Origin of the sequence: Arsenophonus sp. aPb, assembly GCF_029873475.1 — a bacterium.
GTDB lineage: Bacteria > Pseudomonadota > Gammaproteobacteria > Enterobacterales > Enterobacteriaceae > Arsenophonus.
This window is the reverse complement of the sequence record NZ_CP123499.1, coordinates 2,963,470-2,975,660: the sequence shown is the minus strand read 5'-3', so window position 1 is coordinate 2,975,660 and position 12,191 is coordinate 2,963,470. Positions and strand designations below refer to the sequence as shown.

Here is a 12,191-nt window from a genome sequence, read left to right as displayed (position 1 = left end):
ATGGCAGCGAAAATCCGTCGTGATGACGAAGTTATCGTGTTAGCTGGCAAAGATAAAGGCAAGCGCGGTAAAGTAAAACAGGTTCTTTCTTCTGGTAAAGTCATTGTTGAAGGGATTAATCTGGTTAAGAAACATCAGAAGCCTGTTCCGGCTCTGAATCAACCAGGTGGCATCGTCGAAAAAGAAGCAGCAATTGATGTTTCTAACGTTGCAATCTTTAATGTGACAACTGGCAAGGCTGACCGAATAGGTTTTAGAATTGAAGACGGCAAAAAAGTGCGTTTCTTCAAATCTAATAGTGAAACTATTAAGTAATTTTTGGAGTATACGATGGCGAAACTGCATGATTACTACAAAGACGAGGTAGTCCAAAAGCTGATGACTCAGTTTGGCTACAATTCTGTCATGCAAGTCCCTCGGGTCGAGAAGATCACCCTGAACATGGGTGTTGGTGAAGCTGTTGCTGATAAAAAGCTGCTTGATAATGCAGCTGCTGATTTAGCGGCAATAACAGGGCAAAAACCATTTATCACCAAAGCGCGCAAATCTGTTGCAGGCTTCAAAATCCGTCAGGGCTATCCAATCGGCTGTAAAGTGACCCTGCGTGGCGAACGTATGTGGGAATTCTTTGAGCGTCTGATTTTTATTGCTGTACCACGTATCCGTGATTTCCGTGGTTTATCCACAAAATCATTTGATGGTCGTGGTAACTACAGCATGGGTGTACGTGAACAAATCATCTTTCCTGAAATCGATTATGATAAAGTGGATCGTGTACGTGGTTTAGATATTACTATCACCACTACTGCGAAATCAGATGATGAAGGTCTTGCACTGTTGATGGCGTTTAACTTTCCGTTCCGTAAGTAAGGCAGGGTATTCATGGCTAAACAATCAATGAAAGCACGTGATGTGAAACGTGCAAAATTAGCTGAAAAATTCTTTGCAAAGCGCACAGAATTGAAAGCTATTATTTCTGATGTGAATACATCTGATGAAGATCGTTGGAATGCTGTTCTGAAGCTGCAAACGCTGCCACGTGATTCCAGCCCTTCTCGTCGACGCAACCGCTGTCGTCAAACTGGGCGTCCGCATGGTTTTCTGCGGAAATTTGGTCTAAGCCGTATTAAAGTCCGTGAATCCGCTATGCGCGGTGAAATTCCGGGCCTTAAAAAGGCTAGCTGGTAATTATCACCAATTGAATCACGGGAGTAAAGACAGATGAGCATGCAAGATCCCATCGCGGATATGCTAACCCGTATCCGTAACGGTCAGGCCGCTAATAAAGCTGCGGTCAACATGCCTTCCGCTAAGCTAAAAGTGGCGATTGCTACAGTGCTTAAGGAAGAAGGTTATATAGAAGATTACAAAATTGAAGGCGACATCAAGCCAACATTGGAAATTACATTGAAATATTTCCAAGGTAAGGCTGTTGTAGAAAGCATTCAGCGTGTAAGCCGCCCAAGTTTGCGCATCTATAAGAAAAAAGATGAGCTACCACAGGTTATGGCTGGTTTAGGCATTGCTATTATTTCTACTTCTAAAGGTGTCATGACTGATCGTGCAGCTCGCCAAGCAGGTTTAGGTGGCGAAATTCTCTGCTACGTAGCTTAATTCGGGAGGAAAGAATGTCTCGTGTGGCAAAAGCACCTGTCGTCATTCCTGCCGGCGTAGAAGTTAAACTTGACGGTCAGGATATAGCGATTAAAGGTAAAAATGGCGAGCTTACTCGTACAATCCATAAAGCTGTTGAAGTCAAACATGCTGATAATCAATTAACGTTTGCACCTCGCGAAGGTTTTGCTGATGCATGGGCACAAGCGGGTACTGCGCGTTCTTTATTGAATGCAATGGTTATTGGTGTTACCGAAGGCTTCACTAAGAAACTTCAGCTGGTTGGTGTCGGTTATCGTGCAGCTATTAAAGGCAATACTGTAAGTTTGTCTTTAGGTTTCTCTCATCCGGTTGAGCATGCGCTGCCAGCAGGTATTACTGCAAAATGTCCTTCACAGACTGAAATTGTGTTGGAAGGTGCAGATAAACAGGCAATTGGCCAAGTTGCAGCAGAATTGCGTGCTTACCGTCGTCCTGAACCTTATAAAGGTAAAGGTGTTCGTTACGCCGATGAAATCGTGCGTACTAAAGAGGCTAAGAAGAAGTAAGGTAACACTATGGATAAGAAAGTAGCTCGTATCCGTCGTGCGACCCGCGCACGCCGCAAACTCCATGAACTGGGTGCAACGCGCTTGGTGGTACACCGTACCCCTCGTCATATTTATGCGCAGGTTATTGCACCAAACGGTTCTGAAACTTTGGTGGTTGCTTCTACTATAGAAAAAACTATCAATGAGCAAGTAAAATACACAGGAAACAAAGAAGCAGCAGCAGTAGTTGGCAAATTAATTGCTGAGCGCGCGCTGGAAAAAGGCATCAAAGAAGTTGCTTTTGACCGCTCTGGTTTCCAATATCATGGTCGAGTCCAGGCACTGGCAGATGCTGCCCGTGAAGCTGGCCTTCAGTTCTAAGGTAGAGGTGTAAGATGGCTCACATCGAAAAACAAGCTGGCGAACTGCAGGAAAAGCTGATCGCGGTAAATCGTGTAGCTAAAACTGTTAAAGGTGGCCGTATTTTTAGTTTTACTGCACTAACTGTAGTTGGTGATGGTAACGGTCGTGTTGGTTTTGGCTATGGTAAGGCACGCGAAGTTCCGGCAGCAATCCAGAAAGCGATGGAAAAAGCCCGTCGCAATATGAAAAACGTCGCTCTCAATAACGGTACTTTGTATCATCCTGTAAAAGGTGCTCACACAGGTTCTCGTGTGTTTATGCAACCTGCTCATGAAGGTACGGGTATTATCGCAGGTGGTGCAATGCGCGCTGTATTGGAAGTTGCCGGTGTTCATAACGTACTGGCTAAAACCTATGGTTCCACGAACCCAATTAATGTTGTTCGTGCAACGCTGGATGCTTTAGACAGTATGAAGTCTCCAGAAATGGTCGCAGCTAAGCGTGGTAAATCCGTCGAAGAAATTCTGGGGTAATGGACCATGGCTAAGACTATTAAAATTACACAAGTTCGCAGTTCTATTGGTCGTTTGCCAAAACATAAGGCAACATTGACCGGTTTAGGTCTGCGTCGTATCGGTCATACTGTAGAACGTGAAGATACACCAGCGATCCGCGGCATGATCAATTTGGTTTCCTACATGGTTAAAGTTGAGGAGTAACAGATGCGCTTAAATACTCTGTCTCCAGCTGAAGGTGCTAAACATGCACCTAAACGCGTAGGTCGCGGTATTGGTTCCGGTTTAGGTAAAACTGGCGGACGTGGTCACAAAGGTCAGAAGTCTCGTTCTGGCGGTGGCGTACGTCGTGGTTTTGAAGGCGGTCAGATGCCTTTGTATCGTCGTTTACCAAAATTTGGTTTTACTTCACGTAAAGCAATGATTACTGCAGAAGTTCGTTTGTCAGACTTTGCTAAAGTTGAAGGCGATGTCATTGATCTAAATACGCTGAAAGCTGCTAATATAGTTGGCATTCAAATAGAATATGCGAAAGTTATTCTTTCTGGTGAAGTTAATCGTCCAGTTACTGTACGTGGTCTTCGTGTAACAAAAGGTGCACGGACTGCAATTGAAGCCGCTGGCGGTAAAATCGAGGAATAAGTTACAGATGGCGAAACAACCAGGTTTAGATTTTCAAAGTGCTAAAGGTGGCATAGGCGAACTTAAACGCAGGCTTTTGTTTGTAATTGGGGCGCTGATTGTTTTCCGTATTGGTTCTTTTATTCCTATTCCTGGTATTGATGCCACTGTGCTTGCCAAATTGCTTGAACAGCAAAGAGGCACCATCATTGAAATGTTTAATATGTTTTCTGGTGGTGCGCTTAGTCGTGCTTCTATCTTTGCGTTGGGAATTATGCCGTATATTTCGGCATCAATTATTGTCCAATTACTGACAGTAGTTAATCCACGGTTAGCAGAGATTAAGAAGGAAGGGGAAGCCGGTCGTCGTAAAATTAGTCAATATACGCGTTATGGTACTTTGGTATTAGCGATATTCCAATCTATTGGTATTGCGACAGGTTTACCCAATATGGCCGGAATGCAGGGGCTAGTAATCAATCCTGGATTTCCGTTTTATTTCACGGCTGTTGTTAGTTTAGTGACAGGAACAATGTTTTTGATGTGGCTAGGCGAGCAAATTACTGAAAGGGGTATTGGAAACGGTATCTCTATCATTATCTTTGCAGGTATCGTTGCGGGGCTCCCGCCGGCTATCGGCCATACCATTGAACAAGCTCGGCAAGGCGATTTGCACTTCCTCCTGTTGTTGTTGATTGCAGTTTTAGTATTTGCTGTGACTTATTTTGTTGTTTTTATGGAGCGTGGCCAGCGTCGTATAGTGGTGAACTACGCAAAACGTCAACAAGGTCGTCGCATTTATGCTGCACAAAGCACACATTTACCATTAAAAGTAAATATGGCAGGTGTTATTCCTGCAATTTTTGCTTCCAGTATTATACTGTTCCCAGGTACAATAGCTTCCTGGTTTGGTGATGGAACAGGTTGGGGTTGGCTGACAGCTATTTCAATGTATTTGCAGCCAGGACAACCGCTTTATGTGTTACTTTATGCATCTGCAATCATCTTCTTCTGTTTCTTTTATACGGCATTAGTTTTTAATCCGAGAGAAACAGCAGATAACCTGAAGAAGTCCGGTGCATTTGTACCAGGAATTCGTCCGGGAGAGCAAACGGCCAAGTATATTGACAAAGTAATGACGCGCCTAACATTAGTAGGTGCATTGTACATTACTTTTATTTGCTTAATCCCGGAGTTCATGCGTGACGCAATGAAAGTTCCATTCTATTTTGGTGGTACTTCACTTCTAATTGTCGTCGTCGTTATTATGGACTTTATGGCTCAAGTGCAAACTCTTATGATGTCTAGTCAATATGAGTCTGCATTGAAAAAAGCAAATCTTAAAGGTAAATAATTGCTTTTAAATTAATTTGCTTTAGAAGTTACGGAGAGTAAAAATGAAAGTTCGTGCTTCAGTCAAGAAATTATGCCGTAACTGTAAAATCATTAAACGTAATGGTAGTGTTCGTGTGATTTGCAGCGTTGAACCAAGACATAAACAGCGTCAAGGTTAAGAAAAAGCATTTTTTTCTTGCAAAGTTGAGTTGAGCTGGCTAAATTAGCCAGCCAAACTTTTTATCTAAAAAATGTATAACTGTTTGAGTATCCTGAAAGCGGGCTTTTCAGCACAGTTATGCAGTATTTAACTTTAGGAGTGCATAGTGGCCCGTATAGCAGGCATTAACATTCCTGATCATAAACATACCGTAATCGCATTAACATCGATTTACGGCATTGGCAAAACTCGCTCGCAGTCAATCTGCGCAGCAAGTGGTATTGCTGAGCATGTTAAGATCAGTGAGCTGTCTGAAGAGCAAATCGACAAGTTACGTGACGAAGTTGCTAAATACATTGTTGAAGGTGATTTGCGTCGTGAAGTTACCCTAAGCATCAAGCGCCTAATGGATCTTGGTTGCTATCGTGGTTTACGTCACCGCCGTGGTCTTCCTGTGCGTGGTCAGCGTACTAAGACTAATGCGCGTACCCGCAAGGGCCCACGTAAGCCGATCAAGAAATAAGTCGGGGTATTAAATAATGGCAAAAGCACCTATTCGTGCACGTAAGCGTGTAAGAAAACAAGTTTCAGACGGTGTGGCTCATATCCATGCTTCTTTTAACAACACAATTGTTACTATTACTGATCGTCAAGGTAATGCATTGGGTTGGGCAACCGCAGGTGGTTCTGGTTTTCGTGGTTCTCGTAAGTCTACTCCGTTTGCCGCTCAAGTTGCAGCAGAACGCTGTGCTGAAGCAGTGAAAGAGTACGGAATCAAAAACTTAGAAGTTATGGTTAAAGGACCTGGTCCTGGCCGTGAGTCAACTATCCGTGCGTTAAATGCGGCTGGTTTCCGCATTACTAACATTACTGATGTGACTCCGATCCCTCATAACGGTTGTCGTCCACCGAAGAAACGTCGTGTTTAATTACGTTACGTTTTTAGGATTGTTGGAGAAAGAAAATGGCTAGATATTTGGGTCCTAAGCTCAAGCTGAGCCGTCGCGAGGGTACAGATCTTTTTCTTAAGTCTGGCGTTCGCGCGATTGACACCAAGTGTAAATTAGAACAGGCACCTGGACAGCATGGCGCACGTAAACCGCGTCTATCTGATTATGGTGTTCAGTTACGTGAGAAACAAAAAGTTCGTCGTATTTACGGTGTTCTAGAACGTCAATTCCGTAACTATTATAAAGAAGCAACGCGATTGAAAGGCAATACGGGCGAAAATCTGTTGAATTTGCTTGAAGGTCGTTTAGATAATACTGTTTATCGTATGGGCTTTGGCGCAACACGCGCGGAAGCACGTCAGATGGTCAGCCATAAAGCTATCATGGTAAATGGTCAAGTTGTTAATATTGCTTCTTATCAGGTTTCCCCGAATGACGTTATCAGCGTTCGTGAAAAAGCAAAAAAACAGTCTCGTATTAAGGCTGCTTTAGAGCTTGCTGAACAGCGTGAGAAGCCAAGTTGGCTGGAAGTTGATGCTGCTAAGATGGAAGGTGTGTTCAAACGTATTCCTGAACGTGCTGATCTGTCTGCTGACATTAACGAACACCTGATCGTCGAGCTTTACTCTAAGTAAAGCTTAGTACCAAAGAGAGGACACAATGCAGGGTTCTGTGACAGAGTTTCTTAAACCGCGCCTGGTTGATATCGAGCAAATTAGTTCGACTCACGCCAAGGTAACCCTTGAACCGTTAGAACGTGGCTTTGGCCATACTCTTGGTAACGCACTACGCCGTATTTTGCTTTCGTCTATGCCGGGTTGTGCTGTGACCGAGGTTGAAATTGATGGTGTACTGCATGAGTACAGCACTAAAGAAGGTGTGCAAGAAGATATCCTAGAGATTCTCCTTAACCTGAAAGGGCTGGCGGTAAAAGTTCACGGTAAAGATGAAGTTATTCTGACCTTGAATAAATCTGGAATTGGCCCTGTGACTGCCGCCGATATCACCCCTAATGATGATATCGAAATCGTCAAGCCGCAACATGTTATCTGCCATCTAACTGATGAAAGCGCTGCTATTAATATGCGTATTAAAGTACAGCGTGGTCGTGGGTATGTACCGGCTTCTGCCCGTATTCATTCGGAAGAAGATGAGCGCCCAATCGGTCGTTTATTAGTTGACGCATGCTATAGCCCTGTAGAGCGTATTGCCTACAATGTTGAAGCGACGCGTGTAGAACAACGCACTGATTTGGATAAACTGGTTATCGAGATGGAGACTAACGGCACAATCGATCCAGAAGAGGCGATTCGTCGAGCAGCAACTATCTTGGCTGAACAACTCGAAGCTTTCGTTGATTTGCGCGATGTTGCTAAGGTTGAAGTCAAAGATGAGAAGCCAGAGTTCGATCCGATTCTGCTGCGTGCAGTTGACGATCTGGAATTGACTGTCCGCTCTGCTAACTGTTTAAAAGCAGAAGCTATCCACTACATCGGTGATTTGGTTCAGCGCACTGAAGTTGAGTTGCTTAAAACGCCTAATCTTGGTAAAAAATCACTTACTGAAATTAAGGATGTTTTGGCATCAAGAGGTTTATCGCTAGGCATGCGTCTAGAAAATTGGCCTCCAGCAAGTATTGCTGATGAATGAGATCACAGGTTAAGGTTTTACTGAGAAGGATAAGGTCATGCGCCATCGTAAGAGTGGTCGTCAATTGAACCGCAATAGTAGCCACCGCCAAGCTATGTTTCGTAATATGGCTGGCTCTTTAGTTCGTCATGAGATTATCAAGACAACTTTACCAAAGGCGAAAGAGTTGCGCCGTGTCGTTGAGCCACTGATTACTCTTGCCAAGACCGACAGCGTAGCTAATCGTCGTCTGGCATTTGCCCGTACTCGTGATAATGAGATCGTGGCAAAATTATTTAATGAACTTGGACCGCGTTTCGCGAGCCGTGCAGGTGGTTATACTCGTATTATGAAGTGTGGCTTCCGTGCCGGTGACAATGCGCCGATGGCTTACATCGAGCTTGTTGATCGTACTGTTGAGTCTCAAGCAGAAGTAACTGCAGAGTAAATTTGCAATTACATAAAAAACCGGGATTAATCCCGGTTTTTTATTATCTAAAATTAACTTTTTGTCGTTTCATAGTTTGCTATCATAGTGAATGATATTTATAAATATATAAGAGGTATTTATGTATCAGATAGGTAAATTAGCTAAGTTAGCAGATGTTACTACAGACACAATTCGTTTCTATGAAAAACAAGGGTTAATGGAACGCCCTAATCGTACAGAAAGCGGCTATCGTCTTTATAGCAAAAAAGATTTACAACGTTTACGTTTTATTCGTTATGCTAAGCAGTTAGGATTTACTTTGGAATCAATCTCAGAATTATTGTCTATTCGCATTGATCCCTCTCATCATACGTGCCAGGAATCGAAAAATATTGTAGATGCTCGCTTGCGGGAAATCGAAATTAAAATTATAGAGATGGAGAGAATGAAGGATTCATTAAAAATGCTTAGTGCCGCTTGTTGTGGTAGTAAACATGTTAGTACTGGATGTTCAATTTTAGAGATCCTAGAACAAGGCGCCAATAAACATTAAATGGCATATCAGTTTTAGATAAAATCAAATTTTATAGGTAATCTATTAATAGAAGTAATTGATATTGGAGCATTTGCTATGGCAAATTATCAGCATAAACGAGGCATCATAAAGAAGAGTGCAGTAGAAGCTATACTGCATGATCCTTTATATAGGCAAAGGATTGAAAAAAATAAAAAAGGAAAAGGGAGTTATCAGCGAAAAATCAAACATAATAAAGTGCTAACTAGTGAGTTAGTGATGATTAATTAAAAAATTTATTATCACTAACTCACTCGTTTTATTATTTTTGTTTTTTTAATAAATCACGTATTTCAGTTAATAGTGTGACTTCTTTAGTTGGTGCTGCTGCAGGTGCTTCTTCTTTTTCCCGACGCAATTTATTTATAAGTTTTATCGCAACAAAAATTGCTATAGCGACGATAAGAAAATCAAAAACATTTTGAATAAAGACACCATAATTCATAATAACAGCGGGTATGTTATCGTGGGCTTCTCTTAAGACAAAATGAAATTGCTTAAAATCAATACCTCCGATAAGTAATCCGAGCGGCGGCATAATAATATCTGCAACAAGTGAAGAAACAATTTTGCCAAATGCTGCACCAATAATAACACCTACAGCTAGATCAATAACGTTGCCTTTCATTGCAAATTCACGGAACTCTTTTAAAAAGCTCATAGTCTCCTCACCATTAATCAAAATAGAACGTAAAATTTATAAGAATGTTTAAATTATAATATCTATTAATATATTTCTATCAAAATTTTTACAAAAAGAATGGGCTAGGTTGGAAGATCTTTTCTACTTCAGGAACATGCTTTTTATCAGTAATGAACATAATGATGTGATCATCTTGTTCAATAATATGATAACTATTAGCAATGATGACTTCATCATCACGAACAATAGCACCAATAATTGTACCAGGAGGAAGTTTTATTTCTGAAATTTTTCTACCGACAACTTTGGATGTGTTCTCATCACCGTGAGCAATGGCTTCGATCGCTTCAGCAACACCTTTACGCAGGGATGAAACATTAATTATATCCGCTTTACGAACATGTCCTAGTAAAGCTGAAATTGTTGCTTGTTGAGGTGATATAGCGATATCAATGACTCCTCCTTGTACAAGATCAACATAAGCAGAACGTTGAATAAGAACCATCACTTTCTTAGCGCCCATTTTTTTAGCTAACATAGCTGACATAATATTGGCTTCATCATCATTAGTCAGTGCTATAAAAACATCTGTTTGCTCGATATGTTCTTCCGCTAGTAGCTCTTGATCTGAAGCATCACCATAAAACACGATTGTATCATGTAATAGTTCGGCTAATTCAGTTGCTCTTTCTTGATCACGTTCGATTAATTTAACACTGTAATCTTTTTCTAGCTGTTTTGCTAAACCTGCACCAACATTACCACCACCCACTATCATAATTCGCTTATAGGGTTTTTCTAGACGTTGTAGTTCACTCATGACAGCACGAATATGCTCAGTAGCTACAACAAAGAAGATTTCATCACCTGCTTCAATTATTGTGGATCCCTGTGGTCGAATAGGTCTATCTTGACGAAATATAGCAGCAATTCGGGTATCAATATGGGGTAAGTGCTCACGTAAATTTGAAAGGGAATTACCTACTAATGAACCTCCATAGTAGGCTTTTGCTGCAACAATACTTACTTTGCCACTTGCAAAGTTAACAACCTGAAGTGCACCAGGGTATTGGATTAATTTATAAATATAATCAATAACAAGCTGCTCAGGTGAAATAAGGTAATCAATCGGTATGTGATCAGGGGTAAAAAGTTTTTCAGTTTCTTTGATATATTCAGATGCGCGTATTCTAGCAACTTTATTTGGCGTGTTAAAAAGAGAATAAGCGATTTGGCATGCAATCATATTAGTTTCATCTGAATTTGTTACAGCGACAAGCATATCAGCATCTTCAGCTCCGGCTTCCCTTAGGATCCTAGGGTATGAGCCATGCCCACTGACAACTCTTAGATCAAATTTATCCTGTAACTGGCGTAAACGTTCAGTATTAGTATCTACGATAGTAATATCGTTATTTTCATCAACTAAATTTTCTGCAAGAGTTCCACCAACTTGTCCTGCACCTAATATGATAATTTTCATTATATTTTTATCTCACTGCCAGATTGAGTATGTATTCAAAATAGTAGTGTTAATTTTTTATTAGAGAAGCATAAAAGAAACCATCTCCTCCCCGTTGAGTGGGTAATATTTGTTGGCCTAGTTCCATATTGTTATTTAAAGATGCTTCTGGATGATGAGAAAGAAATTTCTTTATTTGTTCTTTGTTTTCATCCGGTAAAATAGAGCAAGTAGCATAAACTAGTGTGCCATTGGTTTTTAAGTAAGGCCAGATAGCCTCAAGAATTTCATATTGTAATTTGACCAATTGCGGGATATCTGTCGGTTTTCTAAGCCATTTTATATCTGGATGCCTACGAATGACACCTGTCGCAGAGCAAGGTGCATCTAGCAATATACGATCAAATTTCGCACCTGATATCCATTCGAGTGGTTTACGCCCATCACCAACAATAACTCTTGCATGTAATTTTAGTCGATTAAGATTTTCTTGGATACGTTTTATTCGTAGTTCATCAATATCAACCGCTAAAACGTCAGCTTTTGGCGCAAGTTCGAGTATATAAGTTGTCTTACCACCTGGAGCTGCACAAAGATCAAGAATATATTCACCATTTTTAGGCGCTAATAATTCAACGCATCGTTGAGCAGATAGATCTTGAATTGTTACCCAACCTTGGTCAAATCCTGGTAATTTGTTAATCGCGCATGGTTTTTGTAATTTGATAGCAAATTTACTGTCATTACTTAAACTGGCCTCTATACCCGCTTGTTGTAATAGCATTAGATAATCATGAGTAGAATGATATAATTGATTTACTCTTAACCACATAGGTGGTTTTTGGTTATTGGCTTCAAGAATCTCTTTCCATTGAGCAGGATAAACTTGCTGAATTTTTTCTAAAAGCCATTTGGGATGTAAATAATTGTTTGCATTATTATTGACTTTTTCATTTAATATTTGTTCTTGCCGTTGAAATTGTCTTAATACACCATTAATTAAGCCTTTTAATTGAGGGAGTTTCAGGGTGATAGCTCCATCAACAGTTTCTGCTAGTGCGGCATGGGGGGGAATGCGAGTAAAACGAAGTTGGTAAATTCCTACCATAATAAGATAATGAATAATTCGTTGTTTACCTTTTAATGGCTTAGTTATTAATTGTTGAATAAACCATTCCAATAAAGGTAACACTCTAAGTACACCAAAACTGAGTTCTTGTAAAAGTGATTTATCTTTATCTGATATATTTTTTTGCCATTCGGGAAGTACAGTGCTTAATGATTGTTTTTGATCAATAACCTGGGCAATGACTTGGGCACAAATGCTTCTAAGGTTATATTTTTTATTCATGTTAAATATAATTA

The 12,191-nt window shown here is 40.8% G+C and carries 21 protein-coding genes; 18 read left to right on the top strand and 3 right to left on the bottom strand.

Features of this window, described 5'->3' with window-relative positions:
• The 18 genes from rplX (at position 1) to QE177_RS13295 (ending at position 8,952) form a co-directional block, all read left to right on the top strand.
• Positions 1-315 carry a 50S ribosomal protein L24 gene (gene rplX, locus QE177_RS13380; RefSeq protein WP_280550382.1) on the top strand — a complete coding sequence of 105 codons (315 nt, stop codon included), beginning with the start codon at positions 1-3 and terminating at the stop codon, positions 313-315.
• Between the two features lie 15 nt (positions 316-330).
• Positions 331-870: a 50S ribosomal protein L5 gene (rplE, locus tag QE177_RS13375; protein WP_026823168.1), complete on the top strand. Its 540-nt coding sequence runs from the start codon at positions 331-333 to the stop codon at positions 868-870.
• A gap of 12 nt (positions 871-882) precedes the next feature.
• Positions 883-1,188, top strand: a complete 306-nt coding sequence (gene rpsN, locus QE177_RS13370; RefSeq protein ID WP_026823167.1) for a 30S ribosomal protein S14 — start codon at positions 883-885, stop codon at positions 1,186-1,188.
• A 33-nt stretch (positions 1,189-1,221) separates the two neighbouring features.
• Positions 1,222-1,614, top strand: a complete 393-nt coding sequence (rpsH, locus tag QE177_RS13365; protein ID WP_026823166.1) for a 30S ribosomal protein S8 — start codon at positions 1,222-1,224, stop codon at positions 1,612-1,614.
• Positions 1,615-1,628: 14 nt separating this feature from the next.
• Positions 1,629-2,162: a 50S ribosomal protein L6 gene (rplF, locus tag QE177_RS13360; protein WP_026823165.1), complete on the top strand. Its 534-nt coding sequence runs from the start codon at positions 1,629-1,631 to the stop codon at positions 2,160-2,162.
• Between the two features lie 9 nt (positions 2,163-2,171).
• Positions 2,172-2,525, top strand: a complete 354-nt coding sequence (rplR, locus tag QE177_RS13355; protein WP_280550379.1) for a 50S ribosomal protein L18 — start codon at positions 2,172-2,174, stop codon at positions 2,523-2,525.
• Between the two features lie 14 nt (positions 2,526-2,539).
• Positions 2,540-3,040, top strand: a complete 501-nt coding sequence (rpsE, locus tag QE177_RS13350) for a 30S ribosomal protein S5 (RefSeq protein WP_026823163.1) — start codon at positions 2,540-2,542, stop codon at positions 3,038-3,040.
• A 6-nt stretch (positions 3,041-3,046) separates the two neighbouring features.
• Positions 3,047-3,226, top strand: a complete 180-nt coding sequence (gene rpmD / locus QE177_RS13345) for a 50S ribosomal protein L30 (RefSeq protein WP_026823162.1) — start codon at positions 3,047-3,049, stop codon at positions 3,224-3,226.
• A 3-nt stretch (positions 3,227-3,229) separates the two neighbouring features.
• Complete coding sequence (rplO, locus tag QE177_RS13340; protein WP_026823161.1) at positions 3,230-3,664, top strand: 50S ribosomal protein L15; 435 nt, start codon at positions 3,230-3,232, stop codon at positions 3,662-3,664.
• A 7-nt stretch (positions 3,665-3,671) separates the two neighbouring features.
• Positions 3,672-4,997, top strand: coding sequence for a preprotein translocase subunit SecY (gene secY, locus QE177_RS13335; RefSeq protein ID WP_032116396.1), 1,326 nt, complete (start codon positions 3,672-3,674; stop codon positions 4,995-4,997).
• 43 nt (positions 4,998-5,040) lie between these two features.
• Complete coding sequence (gene rpmJ, locus QE177_RS13330; protein WP_026823159.1) at positions 5,041-5,157, top strand: 50S ribosomal protein L36; 117 nt, start codon at positions 5,041-5,043, stop codon at positions 5,155-5,157.
• A 147-nt stretch (positions 5,158-5,304) separates the two neighbouring features.
• Positions 5,305-5,661: a 30S ribosomal protein S13 gene (gene rpsM / locus QE177_RS13325; protein ID WP_026823158.1), complete on the top strand. Its 357-nt coding sequence runs from the start codon at positions 5,305-5,307 to the stop codon at positions 5,659-5,661.
• 16 nt (positions 5,662-5,677) lie between these two features.
• The gene (rpsK, locus tag QE177_RS13320) at positions 5,678-6,067 is read left to right on the top strand and encodes a 30S ribosomal protein S11 (RefSeq protein ID WP_002919257.1); all 390 of its coding nucleotides are present in this window, start codon (positions 5,678-5,680) and stop codon (positions 6,065-6,067) included.
• A 35-nt stretch (positions 6,068-6,102) separates the two neighbouring features.
• The gene (rpsD, locus tag QE177_RS13315; protein WP_026823157.1) at positions 6,103-6,723 is read left to right on the top strand and encodes a 30S ribosomal protein S4; all 621 of its coding nucleotides are present in this window, start codon (positions 6,103-6,105) and stop codon (positions 6,721-6,723) included.
• A gap of 25 nt (positions 6,724-6,748) precedes the next feature.
• A complete protein-coding gene (gene rpoA / locus QE177_RS13310; RefSeq protein ID WP_026823156.1) occupies positions 6,749-7,738 on the top strand; it encodes a DNA-directed RNA polymerase subunit alpha in 990 nt (329 codons plus the stop codon).
• 37 nt (positions 7,739-7,775) lie between these two features.
• The gene (rplQ, locus tag QE177_RS13305; protein WP_280550367.1) at positions 7,776-8,165 is read left to right on the top strand and encodes a 50S ribosomal protein L17; all 390 of its coding nucleotides are present in this window, start codon (positions 7,776-7,778) and stop codon (positions 8,163-8,165) included.
• 121 nt (positions 8,166-8,286) lie between these two features.
• Positions 8,287-8,700, top strand: coding sequence for a Zn(2+)-responsive transcriptional regulator (zntR, locus tag QE177_RS13300; RefSeq protein ID WP_280550365.1), 414 nt, complete (start codon positions 8,287-8,289; stop codon positions 8,698-8,700).
• A gap of 78 nt (positions 8,701-8,778) precedes the next feature.
• The gene (locus tag QE177_RS13295; protein WP_280550363.1) at positions 8,779-8,952 is read left to right on the top strand and encodes a ribosome alternative rescue factor ArfA; all 174 of its coding nucleotides are present in this window, start codon (positions 8,779-8,781) and stop codon (positions 8,950-8,952) included.
• Between the two features lie 31 nt (positions 8,953-8,983).
• Here QE177_RS13295 and mscL read toward each other — a convergent pair whose 3' ends face one another.
• The 3 genes from mscL to rsmB form a co-directional block, all read right to left on the bottom strand.
• Positions 8,984-9,382, bottom strand: coding sequence for a large-conductance mechanosensitive channel protein MscL (gene mscL, locus QE177_RS13290; protein WP_280550361.1), 399 nt, complete (start codon positions 9,380-9,382; stop codon positions 8,984-8,986).
• 88 nt (positions 9,383-9,470) lie between these two features.
• Positions 9,471-10,847, bottom strand: coding sequence for a Trk system potassium transporter TrkA (gene trkA / locus QE177_RS13285; RefSeq protein WP_280550359.1), 1,377 nt, complete (start codon positions 10,845-10,847; stop codon positions 9,471-9,473).
• Between the two features lie 49 nt (positions 10,848-10,896).
• Positions 10,897-12,177, bottom strand: coding sequence for a 16S rRNA (cytosine(967)-C(5))-methyltransferase RsmB (gene rsmB / locus QE177_RS13280; protein WP_280550357.1), 1,281 nt, complete (start codon positions 12,175-12,177; stop codon positions 10,897-10,899).
• Positions 12,178-12,191: the final 14 nt, after the last annotated feature.